This window comes from Variovorax sp. LG9.2 (genome assembly GCF_035018885.1).
Classification (GTDB): Bacteria; Pseudomonadota; Gammaproteobacteria; order Burkholderiales; family Burkholderiaceae_C; genus Variovorax.
Genome location: NZ_JASJXB010000023.1, coordinates 25,357 through 40,742, shown reverse-complemented (window position 1 = coordinate 40,742; position 15,386 = coordinate 25,357). Strand labels below are relative to the sequence as shown.

General features: G+C 64.3%; 17 protein-coding genes. 6 read left to right on the top strand and 11 right to left on the bottom strand.

Annotation, left to right across the window (positions count from 1 at the left end; translation table 11 throughout):
* Positions 1-11 precede the first annotated feature (11 nt).
* Both QN413_RS19950 and QN413_RS19945 read left to right on the top strand, forming a co-directional pair.
* Positions 12-728, top strand: a complete 717-nt coding sequence (locus QN413_RS19950) for a GntR family transcriptional regulator (RefSeq protein ID WP_323498314.1) — start codon at positions 12-14, stop codon at positions 726-728.
* A gap of 156 nt (positions 729-884) precedes the next feature.
* Complete coding sequence (locus QN413_RS19945) at positions 885-2,297, top strand: amidase family protein (RefSeq protein WP_323498313.1); 1,413 nt, start codon at positions 885-887, stop codon at positions 2,295-2,297.
* Positions 2,298-2,345: 48 nt separating this feature from the next.
* Here QN413_RS19945 and QN413_RS19940 read toward each other — a convergent pair whose 3' ends face one another.
* From QN413_RS19940 to QN413_RS19925, 4 genes are all read right to left on the bottom strand, one after another.
* The gene (locus tag QN413_RS19940) at positions 2,346-2,642 is read right to left on the bottom strand and encodes a cupin domain-containing protein (RefSeq protein WP_323498312.1); all 297 of its coding nucleotides are present in this window, start codon (positions 2,640-2,642) and stop codon (positions 2,346-2,348) included.
* 48 nt (positions 2,643-2,690) lie between these two features.
* Positions 2,691-3,305, bottom strand: a complete 615-nt coding sequence (locus QN413_RS19935) for a Dps family protein (protein WP_323498311.1) — start codon at positions 3,303-3,305, stop codon at positions 2,691-2,693.
* 166 nt (positions 3,306-3,471) lie between these two features.
* Positions 3,472-4,335 (bottom strand): transglutaminase family protein, encoded by an 864-nt coding sequence (locus QN413_RS19930; RefSeq protein ID WP_323498310.1) that lies wholly within the window; start codon positions 4,333-4,335, stop codon positions 3,472-3,474.
* 78 nt (positions 4,336-4,413) lie between these two features.
* Positions 4,414-4,731 carry a hypothetical protein gene (locus QN413_RS19925; RefSeq protein ID WP_323498309.1) on the bottom strand — a complete coding sequence of 106 codons (318 nt, stop codon included), beginning with the start codon at positions 4,729-4,731 and terminating at the stop codon, positions 4,414-4,416.
* Positions 4,732-4,848: 117 nt separating this feature from the next.
* Between QN413_RS19925 and QN413_RS19920 the strand changes: the two genes are divergently transcribed.
* Complete coding sequence (locus QN413_RS19920; RefSeq protein ID WP_187053661.1) at positions 4,849-5,100, top strand: hypothetical protein; 252 nt, start codon at positions 4,849-4,851, stop codon at positions 5,098-5,100.
* Between the two features lie 58 nt (positions 5,101-5,158).
* Here the strand turns inward: QN413_RS19920 and QN413_RS19915 are convergent, their stop codons facing one another.
* The 4 genes from QN413_RS19915 to QN413_RS19900 all read right to left on the bottom strand — a co-directional run bounded on the left by QN413_RS19915 (position 5,159) and on the right by QN413_RS19900 (position 7,406).
* Positions 5,159-5,329, bottom strand: coding sequence for a hypothetical protein (locus tag QN413_RS19915; RefSeq protein WP_187053660.1), 171 nt, complete (start codon positions 5,327-5,329; stop codon positions 5,159-5,161).
* 74 nt (positions 5,330-5,403) lie between these two features.
* Positions 5,404-6,804, bottom strand: a complete 1,401-nt coding sequence (gene dbpA, locus QN413_RS19910; RefSeq protein WP_187053659.1) for an ATP-dependent RNA helicase DbpA — start codon at positions 6,802-6,804, stop codon at positions 5,404-5,406.
* 5 nt (positions 6,805-6,809) lie between these two features.
* Positions 6,810-7,073, bottom strand: a complete 264-nt coding sequence (gene infA, locus QN413_RS19905; RefSeq protein WP_187053658.1) for a translation initiation factor IF-1 — start codon at positions 7,071-7,073, stop codon at positions 6,810-6,812.
* 63 nt (positions 7,074-7,136) lie between these two features.
* Positions 7,137-7,406, bottom strand: a complete 270-nt coding sequence (locus QN413_RS19900; RefSeq protein WP_187054809.1) for a hypothetical protein — start codon at positions 7,404-7,406, stop codon at positions 7,137-7,139.
* Between the two features lie 454 nt (positions 7,407-7,860).
* Between QN413_RS19900 and QN413_RS19895 the strand changes: the two genes are divergently transcribed.
* On the top strand, positions 7,861-8,985 hold the full coding sequence (locus QN413_RS19895) for a catalase family protein (RefSeq protein ID WP_323498308.1): 1,125 nt from the start codon (positions 7,861-7,863) through the stop codon (positions 8,983-8,985).
* A gap of 16 nt (positions 8,986-9,001) precedes the next feature.
* Here QN413_RS19895 and xylB read toward each other — a convergent pair whose 3' ends face one another.
* The gene (gene xylB, locus QN413_RS19890; RefSeq protein WP_323498307.1) at positions 9,002-10,501 is read right to left on the bottom strand and encodes a xylulokinase; all 1,500 of its coding nucleotides are present in this window, start codon (positions 10,499-10,501) and stop codon (positions 9,002-9,004) included.
* A 115-nt stretch (positions 10,502-10,616) separates the two neighbouring features.
* On the opposite strand from xylB, the gene QN413_RS19885 reads away from it, so the two are divergent.
* Entirely contained in the window at positions 10,617-11,504 is an 888-nt protein-coding gene (locus QN413_RS19885; RefSeq protein WP_323498306.1) for a type 1 glutamine amidotransferase, read from the top strand.
* A gap of 20 nt (positions 11,505-11,524) precedes the next feature.
* Here the strand turns inward: QN413_RS19885 and QN413_RS19880 are convergent, their stop codons facing one another.
* Together QN413_RS19880 and QN413_RS19875 are read right to left on the bottom strand one after the other, a co-directional pair.
* Positions 11,525-11,713, bottom strand: coding sequence for a hypothetical protein (locus tag QN413_RS19880; RefSeq protein WP_323498305.1), 189 nt, complete (start codon positions 11,711-11,713; stop codon positions 11,525-11,527).
* A gap of 26 nt (positions 11,714-11,739) precedes the next feature.
* On the bottom strand, positions 11,740-14,709 hold the full coding sequence (locus tag QN413_RS19875) for a DNA topoisomerase III (RefSeq protein ID WP_323498304.1): 2,970 nt from the start codon (positions 14,707-14,709) through the stop codon (positions 11,740-11,742).
* Between the two features lie 82 nt (positions 14,710-14,791).
* Between QN413_RS19875 and QN413_RS19870 the strand changes: the two genes are divergently transcribed.
* Entirely contained in the window at positions 14,792-15,385 is a 594-nt protein-coding gene (locus QN413_RS19870) for an SET domain-containing protein (protein WP_187053652.1), read from the top strand.
* Position 15,386 lies beyond the last annotated feature (1 nt).

Genomic DNA, 15,386 nt, shown 5'->3' with positions numbered 1-15,386 from the left:
AGAGACAAGACATGGCCCTCTCCACCTCCCCCGACACCGCGTTCTTCGAGTCGGTCGAAGCCACCGACCTGGTCGGCCTGGTCGAAGCGCAACTGACGCGTGCCATCGTCGAAGGAAAGCTTGCCCCGGGCAGCCGCATCGTCGAAGCCGAGATCGCGCGCCGCATGGGGGTGAGCCGCGCGCCGGTGCGCGAGGCGGCGCGCCGGCTCGAACGGCAAGGCGTGCTGGTCGCGCGACCACGCCACGGCTTCGCGGTTCGCAGCATCAGCGCGCAGGAAATCGACAACCTTTACGAAGTGCGGCTGAGCCTGGAACTCACCGCGATCGAGCTGGCCTGCCGCAAGGCCGACGATGCCGGGCTGGCCCGCGTCAAGGCGTTGGTCGACGCGATGGTGCGGCACGCGCCGACGCAGCCGCAGCACGAGCGCATCGCCAGCGACTTCGAGCTGCACACGCTCATCTGCGAGCTGTCCGGCAATGCGCACCTGCACCGCATCTTCCTGAACACGCAGACCGAGATGCGCATGGTGATGGCGCTGATCGATGCGGTCTACGACGATCCGGCCACCATCGCGGCCACGCACAACCCCATCGTCGATGCGCTGCTGCGTCGCGATGCCGATGCAGCCAAGGCCGCGATGCGCGTTCACCTCGAAGACGCGTGGACGCACGTGCGCGCGCTGTTCGTGCGAAAGCACGGCGACGTTCCGGCGCCCGCCATCGCCTGACAACGAAAGAGGCTCCGATGAAAGTCGTCTACACCGACACGCACAAGGATCACGATCCGCGGGTGTTCTCGGAGGCCAACGTCGACCTGTTGGTCGAGACGCTGGACGACGTGTTGAAGACGTTGTAAACACAAACCCACGTTAAGAGACAACCCCATGTCCAACACCGACTCATCCGAAATCTGGCGCCTCTCCGCGTCGCGCGTTGCCACGCTCGTGCGGCAACGCAAGCTCTCTGCCCTCGAAGCCGCGCAGTCGGCACTGGCCCGGCTCGATGCCGTCAATCCCAAGCTCAACGCGGTGGTCGACCATCGGCCCGACGAAGTGCTGGCCCATGCGCGCGCCGTCGATGCCGCGCTGGCGCGTGGTGAAGATCCCGGTCCTCTCGCGGGCGTGCCGGTCACCGTCAAGATCAACATCGACCAGCAGGGCTTCGCGACCAGCAACGGCGTGAACCTGCAGAAAGAGTGGATCGCCGCCAGCAACAGCCCGGTCGTCGACAACCTGCTGAAGGCCGGCGCCGTCATCGTCGGGCGCACCAACGCGCCGGCGTTCAGCTACCGCTGGTTTACCGACAACCGCTTGCACGGGCGTACCGTCAACCCGCGCGACGCAGCGTTGACGCCGGGTGGGTCGTCCGGCGGCGCTGCATCTTCGATCGCGGCCGGCATCGGTCACATCGCCCACGGCACCGACATCGCCGGCTCGATCCGCTATCCGGCGTATGCGTGCGGCATCCACGGCTTGCGGCCGTCGCTCGGTCGCGTCGCGGCCTACAACGCGGTGACGCCGGAGCGGGTCATCAGCGGACAGATCACGGCGGTGTCGGGGCCGCTGGCACGGACTGTCGACGACCTGCGGCTCGCGCTTGCCGCCATGTCGGCACCCGACCCGCGCGATCCGTGGTGGGTGCCCGCACCGCTTGTCGGGCCGGCCGCTCCGCGTTGCGTCGCGTTGTGCGTAGCGCCCGACGGCATGACGACGCAGCCCGAGGTGGTGGCCGCGTTGCGCGATGCAGCCGAGCGTTTGCGCGACGCCGGCTGGACCGTGGACGAGGTCGATGCGCTGCCGCCGATCCGCGATGCGGTGCAGGTGCAGATCGCCTTGTGGATGGGGGATGGCTACGCGGGCATGGTCGCTGCGGCGGAGCGCGAAGGCGATGCGGGCGCCATCGCTGCGCTCGCTGGGCAAGCGACCCTCGCGCAATCGATGACGCTCGAGAAGTTCTCCACCGCGCTGGTGCGCCGGGCCGCCATCACGCGGCAGTGGCAAGTATTCCTGGAGCGCTATCCGGTCGTGCTGCTGCCTGCCTGTGCAGAGTTGCCGTTCACCGACGATCTGGATTTGCAGGGGCCGGACGCATATGCCCGCGTGTGGGATGCCCAGATGACCATGGTCGGCCTGCCGCTGACCGGACTTCCGTCGCTGGTGGTGTCGACCGGCATGGTCGGGCGTACGCCGGTCGGCGTGCAACTCGTGGCCGGACGCTATCGCGAAGACCTGTGCCTGGCGGCTGGCGAAGCGATCGAGGCACGCGGTGTGCCGCCGATGCCGATCGACCCGCAATGAGCTGAGCCGAGCCGAGTTCGCCGAGCAACGTTCGGCCCGACCCGGCAGCTACTTCAATTCGATCTCGACGAAGACGAACTCATGCTCGTTCGGGTTGACCACGTTGTGCTCGACGCCGGTGAGCCGCGTGTAAGAAACGCCGGCCGTCAGCGGGCTGCGTAATTCTCCTTGCGGCGTCTCGAGCAGCAGCGACGCGGTGGTCATCGGCACCACCACGTAGTCCATGCCGTGGCGGTGCCAACCGGTTTCAGCGCCGGGCGCGAAGCGCCATTCGGTGACCTTGACGCGGTCGTTCTCGAGTTGAACCGTGGGGACCGCCTGAGGTCGTGAAGAGGTTGAAGTCATGTCGTCGATCGGCTGCAAGCTTCATGCCTCCCAGGCGAAGCTCACCCGTTACGCGGTGACGGGCGAAGCCGCGACCAGGTGCTCTGTCAGGAACCAGACCTGCAACTCATTGGTACGCAGCACGTTCGACACGAACACGTCGTTGCTGCCGTCATCGCCCGCATCGTCGACCTTCTTGGCCGCGTCACGTGCGCCGATGATGATCATCTCGTGCGCTTCGGCCAGACGGCGAATCTGCACTGCAGCCGGCTCGCGACCGCGTGGTGGACGCGCAATCTTCGTGCTCTCGGCGACGTCGGCGGCCATGGCCAGCGCAATGCCGCCGAGCAGCTGGATGCGCTCGGCCAGGATGTCGACCAGCAGCACCTGTGCTTCGAAATGCTGGTCGTACATCAGGTGCAGCTGGTTGAAGGTCGGGCCGACAACTTGCCAGTGATGTTTCTTGTACATGTCACGCAAGGTGATGGTGTCCGCCAGGCACTGGTTCAGAAGCGCAACACTTTCCTTGCAAACCTTTTCGCTCAAGCCGTTAGGCAGCTTGACGATCTCTCCATACTTTTGCGTCTCGTGCGATTGCTGATGCAGATTGGGTTGCACGGCGGTAGCGCGCGCGGTAACGGGTGCGGGAGGCAGGGATTTGGAAGTTGGACTTTTGCTGGCCATGAAAATCTCCGAAGGGCGGTTTGGAACGACTTCAGTTTTTAGACGGCCGCCTCGATGGCTGGCGTAGGCGGGCGGGCCGACCACGCGCACGATGAAACGCAAGCCTCGCGTCGTCAGCCCTTCACGCATGCCACGGCCGCCACTGCCACCGTGTCGTGGCCGCCCTTCAGGACGTTTGCTGATCTTGCAGTTGCAGTTGCAGTTGCGGTTGCTGGTGCTGGTGCTGGTGCTGCGTTCCGTCGCCCAGGTCGACCTGCTCGACAGTGACCACCATCTCACCCATCTCGAGCGGCCCGTAGTTGGAGATGAATGCCACGTCGGCCGCATCGCGTCCGTAGGCCACCACGATGCGGCCGCCGCGCGGTGCGTCCTGCGTTGCGTCGAAGGTGTACCAGCGGCCGCCGACGAACGCCTCGAACCAGGCGTGCATGTCCATGGGATCGAGGCGGTAAAGATAGCCGACCACCAGCCGTGCCGGGATGCGCAGGCTGCGCGTCAGGCCGATCCCGACGTGCGAGAAATCGCGGCACACGCCGGCGCCGTCGTTGAGCGTGTCGAGCGCATCGGTTGCGCCGTTGCTCACGCCGTAGCGATACTGGAGGTTGGTGTGAATCCACGAGCGAATCGCCTCGACCTGCGCATAGCCGGGCTCGGCGTTACCGACGATCTGGCGTGCACGATCTTCCATCTTGTCGGACGGGCAATAGCGGCTTTGCAGCAGGTACTGCAGCGAGTCGAAGGGAAGGTCCTCGATGGGCGTGACCATCGCGTCGGGCGCCACCGCGATGTGGTCCTCGGCCTCCATCACCATCTCGACTTCGATGCGCATGTCGCCCTGCGGTATCTTCATGCGCTGGCAGAGGTTTCCGTAGTTGTCGACGTACTCGGTGGTCGGCACCCACGGGTGCAGGTCGTAGCGCTCGCTGACCATCCATTGCGCATCACCGCTGCGGGGCCGCAGCATGGCGACCACCGGGCAGTCGCCTTCGGTGGCAGTCACGGTCATCTTGCAGATGGCTTGGAGCCTCATCGGTCGCTTTCGTTGGACGCTGGGATTGGGGAGGCGATGACTATCGTCGGGCTGCGCCCGCGCCTGCGTAGTAGGCGGTCAACCGGCGCCGTAGGCTTCCGGCGCGCGCCAGCCGAGCAGCTCGGCCAGGCGATGCACGATCCAGCCGGCCTCTGGCGCCGACACACCCGATTCAGGCGTGGCCAGCCCCGCCTGAATGCGTCGCAGGATGTCGGCCTCGTCGGGGACTTCGGTGTGGTGCTGGATCTGCGCATGCCCGACGAGATGGTTCGCCAGGTCCTCGCAGATGTCGTAGCGCTGCCTCAATACGCCGATCGGCTCGCGCAGGCGCTGCCTCGCGTCCGTGTAAATCCCGAAGAAGGAGGCAGGAATATCGATCTGGTAGTCGTCTGACATCAGAGGGTTATAGCCTCGTTCTGGCGCCGTACTCGGGCGTTCCGTGAACTAGGTCCTATCGCGGCGAGCCGGTCAGGAATACAAATACAACCTTCCTTATCGAAATGTAAAAAGAACATGGTCGACGCCAACGGCATTGCACTCGTCGTGAATGAGCCCGCCCCCGGACGGTTCTATTGGGTCCTGCAAAAGCAGGACATCGACGACGGCTCGGCCGTCGACACCGCCTCGGCGCCGCTGCCCAGCTATGGCCTGGCCATGATGGCCGGCATGTTCGCCCTGCAGCGCCGGCGTGGCTTCTTCAGCCGCCGCCCGGCCCGAGAGTCCTACGAATCGCGAACCGACTTCGGGCCGACGACGATCCAATGACGAAACGCGCCCGTGGGCGCGTTTCGAAGGGTTTGCAGCAAGACTGCAAAAGGTCGGTTTAGCCGCCCTTTTTGGCCCGCTTGCCCGGGTTCTTTTTGCTGCGCGTGGCCTTGCCGCGCTCGAGGCTGACCTTTTGGCCGCCACCGGTTTTAGGCAAGGTCGAGCCGGCCACCGGGGTCGGCTTGGGAGTGGCGACGCGGTCGGCTTCGGTGCGAATGATCTTGGGCATGAAAAGCTCAGGTAAAAAGTGTTCGAGGCGTGATTAGGCCACACTGGGGGAATGCACCCTGTGACCGGGTGGGCTCAGCCTTCCAGCAGCCGCACTCTGACGCTCTTGCCCTTGACGCGGCCACCCGACAGCTTCTGCGCCGCCTCGTGAGCGATGCCGCGCTCGACCGCGACGTAAGTCGAGAATTCGTTGACGTTGATCTTGCCGATCTGCTCCTTGGCATAGCCGCAGTCTCCCGTCAGCGCACCGAGCACGTCGCCGGCGCGGATCTTCTCCTTGCGGCCGCCGACGATCTGCAGCGTGGCCATGGGCGGCCGCAGCGCTGCACCGACGCCGGGCGTGAGTTCCGACAGTGGATGCCATTCGGACTCGCGTCCCTGCAGTTGCTCGATCTTTCCGACGCTGCCCATCTCGTTCATGCTGGCGAGATTGAGCGCCAAGCCCTCGGCGCCGGCGCGGCCAGTGCGGCCGACGCGATGGATATGGATCTCTGAATCGGGCGTCACGTCGACGTTGATCACCGCTTCGAGCTGCGCGATGTCGAGGCCGCGCGCGGCCACATCGGTCGCGACCAGTATCGAGGCGCTGCGGTTCGAAAACTGCACCAGTACCTGGTCGCGCTCGCGTTGCTCCAACTCGCCGAACAGGGCCAGCGCGCTGAAGCCTTGCGCTTGCAGCACCTGAACCAGATCGCGGCATTGCTGCTTGGTGTTGCAGAAAGCGAGCGTGCTTTGCGGCCGGAAATGGTCGAGCAGCAAGCTCACCGCATGCAGCCGGTCGCTGTCCTTGACTTCGTACCAGCGCTGGCGGATTTGCGTGCCTTCATGCTGTGCCTGCACCGTGATCTGCAGCGGCGCCTTCATGAACTGGGCGCTGAGCTTGGCGATGCCTTCAGGGTAGGTCGCTGAAAAGAGCAGCGTCTGGCGCTCTTTCGGGCACTGCCGCACGACCTTGGCGATGTCTTCGAAAAAGCCCATGTCGAGCATGCGATCGGCCTCATCGAGCACCAGCGTGTTCAGCGCGTCGAGACTCAGGTTGCCACGGTCCAGATGGTCCATGATCCGGCCCGGCGTGCCGACCACGATGTGCGCGCCGTGCTCCAGACTGGCGATCTGCCCGCGCAATGCAACACCGCCGCAGAGTGTGACCACCTTGATGTTCTCTTCGGCGCGCGCCAACCGGCGGATTTCGGTCGTGACCTGGTCTGCGAGTTCGCGCGTCGGGCACAGCACCATCGCCTGGATGGCGAAGCGTCGCGGATTGAGATTGGCGAGGAGTGCGAGGGCAAAGGCGGCTGTCTTGCCGCTGCCGGTCTTGGCCTGAGCGATCAGGTCTTTGCCGAGGAGCGCCGGAGGCAGGCTGGCAGCCTGGATCGGCGTCATTTCCTTGTAGCCGAGCTGGTCGAGATTCGCCAGCATCTGCGGCGTGAGCGGCAGGGTGGCGAACCCGGTGGACGGATTCGTCACTTGGGTCACGGGAGTTAGCGGCGCTGCGCGCCGTTGTTGACGGGCGGTGGACCGCGACGTTCCAGGTGGCGGAACGTGATCCGGCCCTTGGTGAGATCGTACGGCGACAGCTCGAGCGACACCTTGTCGCCCGCCAGAATGCGGATGTGGTGCTTGCGCATCTTGCCGCCGCTGTAGGCGATCAATTGATGACCGTTGTCCAGCGTTACGCGATAGCGCGAGTCGGGCAGCACTTCGGTCACTGCGCCGTTCATTTCGATGAGTTCTTCTTTGGCCATTGATTTACCTCAAAAAACGGTGTCTGTTGGAGATGGAAAACGGTTGTCGGGCGATGGTCGGGCTCAGCTTGCGAAGTGACCCGGCGCAGGCTGATGAATTGGCCGTGCCGGATGGCGCTCGCTGACCCAGCCGAGGCCCTGGTCGACGGCATAGCGCACGGCGGCGGCATGGCTGGCAAATCGTGGCGTGAAGCGCATGACGCGGTCATGCATACCGCTTCCGCGGCCCGAACGAATAGAAACCGACGCGGCGAAACGCCCGTCGTCTTGAGAGTGAATCAGCGGTGAAACGAGGTACTTGCCCACTGCAATATTATGTTGAACGATGTCCATGAAGCCTTGACGACACGCAACATCGCGTGCGCCGAAAAAATTGAAAAACGAGGCGTAGGCCGGCCGGAAATGACGCGGCGGACGCGCAATTCGCTTCAACAAGAACGAAGGCAGTGGTGGCAATCATGGGCGCCGGGTCTGGCGCTCCAACACACTGTAGAGCCGGCTTGAGATGAGGGCCTTGGCGAGTCCGGAGATCAATTCCATGAACTCCGGGAACGCGCGGGGCCAGCCAGCAAGATGACGAAAGTGCTTCGTCGTGGTATCGAAACGAACTCACCATTATAGGCGAATGGCCAACATTGCTGCTTGACTTGCTACGGAACTTGGGGTTTGGGGCGGGTTCCATGACGGATGGCACGCATTGGTGTGGCGCTCCTACATCGCATCGCATACCGCGTCGGTCGAATAGGCCGCGTATAGCTGCTTAGCGACACCCAACGAAAAGCCATCGATGAACGATTTCTCCACCTTGTCTATCAAGCCGGTTCTTTTTTCACCGGCCGTCGAGGTGCCGAAGTCAGACGAGCCGCAAACGCAGGCCGACCTGGTCGACACCTTGCTGGGCATGTCGAAAACCATGGCAGACAGCACGGGCCATGCGATGCGCGCCGTGCACGCCAAGAGCCACGGGCTGCTCCGCGGTGAACTGCGTGTTGTCGAAGGCCTGCCTCCCGAGTTGGCTCAGGGCATCTTTTCAGCGCCGCGCAGCTACCCGGTGGTGCTCAGAATTTCGACGCCCCCCGCTGAAGTGCTCGACGACCGCGTGTCCCTGCCGCGCGGCATGGCGATCAAGGTGATCGGCGTCGAGGGCGAGCGCGTCGCGGGGTCTGAAGGTGACAGCACCCAGGACTTTCTGTTCGTCGACGGCCCGGTGTTTGCCGCGCCGGACGCCAAAGGCTTCCTTAAAAACCTCAAGCTGCTTGCTGGCACCGCCGACAAGGCGCCGACGGCCAAGCGAGTTTTGTCGAGCGTATTGCAGGGTGTCGAGAAAGCGATCGAAGCGGTCGGCGGCCAGAGCAGCACGCTCATTTCGATGGGCGGCCATGCCGAAACGCACCCGCTCGGCGCGACGTTCTTTACGCAGGTGCCGATCCGCTATGGTGCCTACATCGCCAAGCTGCAATTGGCGCCCGTGTCGCCGGACCTGCGCGCGCTCGAAAACGCACGGATGGACCTTGACGGCAAGCCGGATGGCACACGTGAAGCGGTCGCCGATTTCTTGCGGGCTCATACGGGCGAACCGGCCGAATGGGAGTTGCGCGTGCAGCTGTGTACCGATCTCGAGAAGATGCCGATCGAAGATGCGTCAATCGAATGGCCGCAGGACTTGAGCCCTTTCATTGCCGTTGCACGACTGACGCTCGATGCGCAAGAGGGATGGAGCGCCGCGCTGTCCCGCGAGATCGACGATGGCATGGCGTTCAACCCGTGGCACGCACTCGCTGCGCACCAGCCGCTCGGGGGCGTGATGCGGGCACGCAAGGTGGCTTATGCCGCCTCGTCGCAATTTCGTGGCGAGCGCACCGGATGCCCGATGCATGAGCCGCGTATTTCGGATTCCACTAGCGCTTCCTGAGCGACCGGGCCTCCGGTCAGTCTCCTTCAGACTTCTGCTGCCCTGCGGTCGACAGGCGCTGCATCTCGGGCTTGAGGGTCCGATAGAGCCGCTGATATTGCGCATGGCGCTCGGCCAGTTCGGCGGTGCGCGCCGGGTTCGGCGCGAAGCTGTCTTGCAAGGCCGGTGCGACACAGATCTCGGCGACCGCCTCCCCCGTTCTCGCCAGGCGTGCGAGTCGTGCCGCACCCAACGCGGCACCCACTTCACCGCCGCTGCGTCGATCCAGCGTGCGGCCGAGCACATCGGCGAGCAGTTGTGCCCACGCGGCGCTGCGCGAGCCGCCCCCGACCAGCGTCACGCTGTCGATCTGCGCGCCGCCGGCCATCAGCGCCTGTTGCCCATCGAGAAACGAGAAGGCCACGCCCTCCAGCACGGCATAGGCGAGGTGGCCGCGGGTGTGATCGTGCGTCAGACCGAAGAAAACACCCGACGCGTACGGATCGTTGTGCGGCGTGCGCTCGCCAGACAGGTATGGCAAGAACAGCGGCGTGGCGGCGCCACCCGGAAGCGCCTCGGCTTCGCTGACAAGCTGCGCTTCGTCGATCGCGTGCGTGAGGCGCCGTAGCCAGCCGAGGCAACTCGCCGCCGACAGCATCACGCTCATCTGATGCCAGGTGCCCGGAAACGCGTGGCAGAAGGCGTGCACCGCACTTTCGGGGTTGGGGGAGTAAGCCGCGTTCGCCACGAAGTAGACCCCCGAGGTGCCCAGAGACAGGAACGCAGTGCCAGGTGCCGTCACGCCCAGGCCGGCCGCGCTTGCCGCGTTGTCGCCCGCGCCGCCCGCCACCACCACATCGGCCTGCAGACCGAGCTGAGAGGCGACGGTGGGCAGCAACGTACCACTGGCCTCGCTGCCTTCGACGAGGCGCGGCATCTGCGATCGATCGAGGTGCGTGGCGGACAGCATGGTGTCGGACCAGTCGCGTGCCGCCACGTCGAGCCACAGCGTGCCTGCCGAATCCGACATGTCGGACACCGCTTGGCCAGTGAGCTTCAGTCGAACGAAGTCTTTCGGCAGCAGCACCCGGGCTACCTGCGCAAATATCTCCGGCTCGTTCTGTTCGACCCAAATGAGCTTCGGTGCGGTGAAGCCCGGCATCGCGATGTTGCCGGTGATGCGACGGCTCTCGGGCGCGCGGCGTTCGAGTTCGGCGCATTGCGCGTGGCTGCGGCCGTCGTTCCACAAGATGGCCGGACGCAGCACGCGGTCTTGCGCGTCGAGCAGCGTGGCGCCATGCATGTGACCCGACAACCCGATTCCGCGCGTGGCCGCGTACTCCTTCGGGTGGTGCTCCCTGAGCTTGCCCAGCGCCGCTTGCGTGGCGTTCCACCAGTCTTCGGGCGCCTGCTCCGACCACAGCGGATGCGGTCGAGAAATAGCCACGGCCGCGCTAGCCTGACCGATCACGCGCTGCGCGTCGTCGACCAGGACGACCTTGACCTCCGACGTGCCGATGTCGATGCCGATATCCATGCTTTGCCTCCGTGATTCGAAACGTTGTCCGCGCTGATGAACGATCGCGCGTTGAAAGGATACTTGGCGTGTCGTCCGACCCCGGGCGAGAGGCCGCATCAGCAGAATATTTCCGATGGCCCAACCTGTTTCCGCCCGACTCAAGATCGGTCTGTCAGCCTGCTTTTCGCACGCCGATCCGGCGCGCGCCATGTTCAGCAACAAGACCCTGCAATATGTCGAGCAGTCGATCGCGCACTGGCTCATGTCGGCCGGCGCGATGGTCGTGATGGTGCCTTGCCCAACGGGCGAAACTGCGCGCGGCGACACCAAGCTATCGCACTACGCCGAGTGGCTCGATGGCGTCGTCATGCATGGCGGCGCCGACATGTGGCCCGGCAGCTATGGCGAGGTGCCGCTGAAAGACGCCTGGCTCGGTGACCGCGTACGTGACCTGTACGACCTCGCGCTGGTCGAGGCTTTCGAGCAGGCCGGCAAGCCGATCTTCGGTGTGTGCCGGGGGCTGCAGCTCATCAACGTGGCGTTCGGCGGCACGCTGTACCAGGACATCGAAGAGCAGCATGGCCATCCCGAGACGCTTCGCCATCGCGACCCGGTGGCCTACGACCAGAACTTTCACGCGCTCGAGATCGTGCCCGGCACACGGCTCGCCAAGCTCTATCCGGGCGTCGACACGGCGCGCGTCAACAGCATCCACCATCAGGGTGTGAAGGCGCTGGCGCCGGGCTTCGACATCGAGGCATGGAGCCTGCCCGACCGCGTGCCCGAAGCGATCCGCCGAAGGTCTGACCGCGGTCGCAGCTACATCGCGGCGACGCAATGGCACCCGGAGTTCCACAAGTTCGGCAGCAAGGAAACGCTGGACGACAGCGCCATCCTCCACGACTTTCTGTGGGCTTGCGCCACCACCAAGGTAACGGCCAAATCGACCTTGCGTGCAGCCCCCGGCAAGATAAGGAACCGCGCCGCGCGGCTGTTGCGGCAGGCGCTGCTCAGGCGCTAACCGTCGAGCCTATGCGGTTCTTAGCGGCTTGGGATCGACTTGGTCGCGGTGTGGGAGACGCTGGCGTCGATCACGCCGAACACCTGGATGCCGCTGCCGCCGCTGGCACTTGTCGCGGCGCTGCTTCCCTGCGATGTGTTGCCTGACGCGCAGCCCGCGGCAGCGCACAGGGCGACGATGGAGACGAATGCGGAAAAGATGTATTTCATGAGACGGTTACTGAAGGTTCGTTTCATTACGGCGCCAAGGCGCTCAGGTGCTTGCCTACGATACCCGCCAGTTCGAACATCGTCACCTGGTCTTTGCCGAATACTGGCTTGAGCTTGGCGTCGGCATTGATGGCGCGCTTGTTGGTTGCATCCTGCAGGCCGTTGGCCTTGATGTAATCCCACAGCTTCTTGATGACTTCGGTGCGCGCGACCGGCTCGGCGCCGATAACGGCAGCCAGCGCATCGCTCGGCTTCAGGCCGGCGCCCGGCTTGCGTGGTGCCTTGGGCGCCGCCTTCTTGGCGGCAGCGGTCGTGCCTGCAGCCTTCTTCGCTGGTGCCTTTGCTGCCTTGGCCGCAGCGCCTGTGGCTTTCTTCGCGGCCGGCGCCGCCTTGGCAAAAGTCTTGCGCGGCGGGAACTTCGACGTGCGGGGCTCGAACTCGAAGCTCACTTTGCCCTCTTCCTTGTTCCACGACAGGAAAGCCTTGAAGGCGCGGCGCGTGCGCATGCTGACAAACTTGTCGAGCAAGTCGGTCTTGCCGGTGGCGAGCAGCTTCTCGATCTGCGCGCGTTCCACCGGTTGCTGCAGGATGATCTTGCCGCTCTTGAAAGTGCAGCTCGGTGTCGGCTGTTCGACGGTCGGTACCGACTTTTCGCAGACGTAGTTGGTGCCGTACTCGAACACTCGCGATGCACAGATCGGGCACGGCCCGAGCGACTCCTGGCCGCTGAAGTCGACGATCTCGCCGGTCTCCGCATTCTTGTCGTCGCCGAAGTCGAATTCCAGCTTCCAGTTCTTCGTTTCTTCTTCGTCGAACTTGAGGACGATCTCCGCGGTGAACGGCCAGCCGGCTTTCGACCGGAAGCCTTCCAGCGGGCCAATATGCTTGTCGCAGAGCAGTGCTTCGGCCTCGACCACTTCGAAGGTGCGCCCTGCCGGCGATTTGCCGAAAGAGAAGCCGCAAGGCTCTTTGCCGGGGAGCCCCGTGCAGGTGTAGCGCCGGTAGTTCTCCTTGACCACGCCGCCACAGTTAGGGCAGGGCGTCGCGAGTGTCGCGTAGTCGCCTGGGACGGTGTCGCGGTCGTACTCCTTGGCCTTCTTGACGATGTGCTGCGTCATCTCGGCGATCTCGAGCATGAACGCGGCACGCGTCAGCGCGCCCTTTTCCATCTGGGCCAGCTTGTATTCCCACTCGCCGGTCAGCGCCGCCTTCGAAAGCTCCTCGACACCGAGGCCGCGCAGCAACGTCATCAGCTGGAACGCCTTGGCGGTCGGGATCAGCTCACGGCCTTCGCGCAGCATGTACTTCTCGGCGATCAGCCCTTCGATGGTGGCAGCCCGCGTGGCCGGCGTGCCGAGCCCTTTCTCCTGCATCGCCTCGCGCAGTTCCTCGTCGTCGATGGTCTTGCCGGCGCCTTCCATGGCGCCCAGCAAGGTGGCTTCCGAGTAGCGCGCGGGTGGCCGCGTCTTGAGCGCCTTGGCGTCGCACGATTCGGTTCGCACGACTTCGCCTGGCTTCACGATCACCAGGTTCTTGCCGTCTTTTTCGTCTGTGTCTTGAGCGGCTTCCTTGCCGTAGATGGCGAGCCAGCCGGGCTTCACCAGCACCTTGCCGTCGGAACGGAATGCATGGTTTTTGCCGGCCTCGTTCACGGTGCTGATGCGCGTCGTGATCTGGTACTCAGCGCTCGGGAAGAACACCGACAGAAAGCGCCGCACCACGAAGTCGTACAGCTTTTGTTCGGCGTCCGACAGGCCGCTCGGTGCCTGCAGCGTCGGGATGATCGCGAAGTGATCCGACACCTTGGCGTTGTCGAAGATGCGCTTGCTCGGCTTGACATAGTTGCCGTCGATCGCCTGCTTGGCGAATGGCGCGAGGTGCTTCATGCCGCTGTTGGCCAGCATCGCCATCGTGTCCTTCACGACGGGCAGATAGTCCTCGGGCAAGGCGCGCGAGTCGGTCCGCGGATAGGTGAGTGCCTTGTGGCGCTCGTACAGCGACTGCGCCAGCGACAACGTGGTCTTCGCGCTGAAGCCGAAGCGGCTGTTGGCTTCCCGCTGCAACGAGGTCAGGTCGAACAACATGCCGCTGGCGGTCGTGCTCGGCTTGCTTTCCTCGGTGACCGTGGCGGGCTTGCCGCGCGCGGCCTCTGCGATGGCCAGCGCGTCGCGCTCGTTCCACACACGATCGGCGCGCTGCTCTGCATCCGGCTCGCCGCTGGGCAGGAGCGGCGCGTTCGCCTTCTTCCACGCCGGATCGAAGTACTTGCCGGGGTAGTCGCCGGCCTCGGCCGCAAAGCTCGCGTGCACTTCCCAGTAGTCGCGCGAGACGAACTTGCGGATCTGTTCTTCGCGCTCGACCACCACCGACAGCGTGGGCGTCTGCACGCGGCCCACGGTTGTCAGAAAGAACCCGCCGTCGCGCGAGTTGAACGCTGTCATCGCCCGCGTGCCGTTGATGCCGACGAGCCAGTCGGCCTCGGAGCGCGAACGTGCGGCGTCGGCCAGGCCCTGCATCTGCTTTTCGGTGCGCAGGTGGTCGAAGCCATCGCGAATGGCTTGCGGCGTCATGGACTGCAGCCACAGCCGGCGCACCGGCTTGTTCAAAGGCGTCTTGCCGCCGGCGTACTGCTCGATCAACCGGAAGATCAGTTCGCCCTCGCGGCCCGCGTCGCAGGCGTTGATGAGCTGCGTCACGTCTTTGCGCTTGGCCTGCTTCACGACCGCGTTCAGGCGCGTCTTGGTCTTGTCGACCGGCTTCAGGTCGAAGTGCGGCGGAATCACCGGCAGGTTGGCAAAGCTCCACTTGCCGCGCTTCACGTCGAACTCCTCCGGCGCCTGGATCTCGACCAGATGGCCGACCGCGCTGGTCACCACGTAGGTGTCGTTCTCGAAGTGTTCGTCGTGCTTGTCGAACTTGCCGGCCACGGGCGTGAGCGCGCGGACGATGTCCTGAGCCACCGAAGGCTTTTCTGCAATAACCAGTGTCTTTGTCATATGAGTGCTCTCTATACTCGGCGCCTCGCGTGCGTACGCACGCATGCGCATGTGTGCCTATTCAAACTATCAGACTTCGGCGATGCCCACCAAATCCCCCGTTTCAACCTCTGGCCGCCGCATACAAACGCGCCGCTCGGGCATTCATGGCAACGGCGTGTTCGCCGTGCAGGACATCGCGGAGGGCGAGACGCTGATCGAATACAAGGGCGAAGTCATCAGCTGGAAAGAAGCGCTCCGGCGCCACCCTCACGACCCCAGCCAGCCGCAGCACACGTTCTACTTTCATATCGATGACGGCCATGTGATCGACGGCAAGATCAACGGCAACGCATCCAAGTGGATCAACCACTCGTGTGCGCCGAACTGCGAGGCCGATGAAACCGATGGCCGAGTTTTCATCAAGGCGTTGCAAAACATCGCGGCGGGCGAAGAGCTCAACTACGACTACGGGCTGATGATCGACGAGCCGTACACGGCCGAGTTGCTGGCGGAATTCCCGTGCTGGTGTGGTGCCGAGGCGTGCCGTGGCACCTTGCTCGCGCCAAAGGAAGACGAGAAAAAGAAGAAGAAAAAGAAGGCGAAGAAGAAGGCCAAAGCTGACAAGGTCAAGGCAGAAAAAAAGGTCAGGAAGGCGAAGGGCTCCGGCAAAAAGGACAAGTCCACCAAGGACTGAT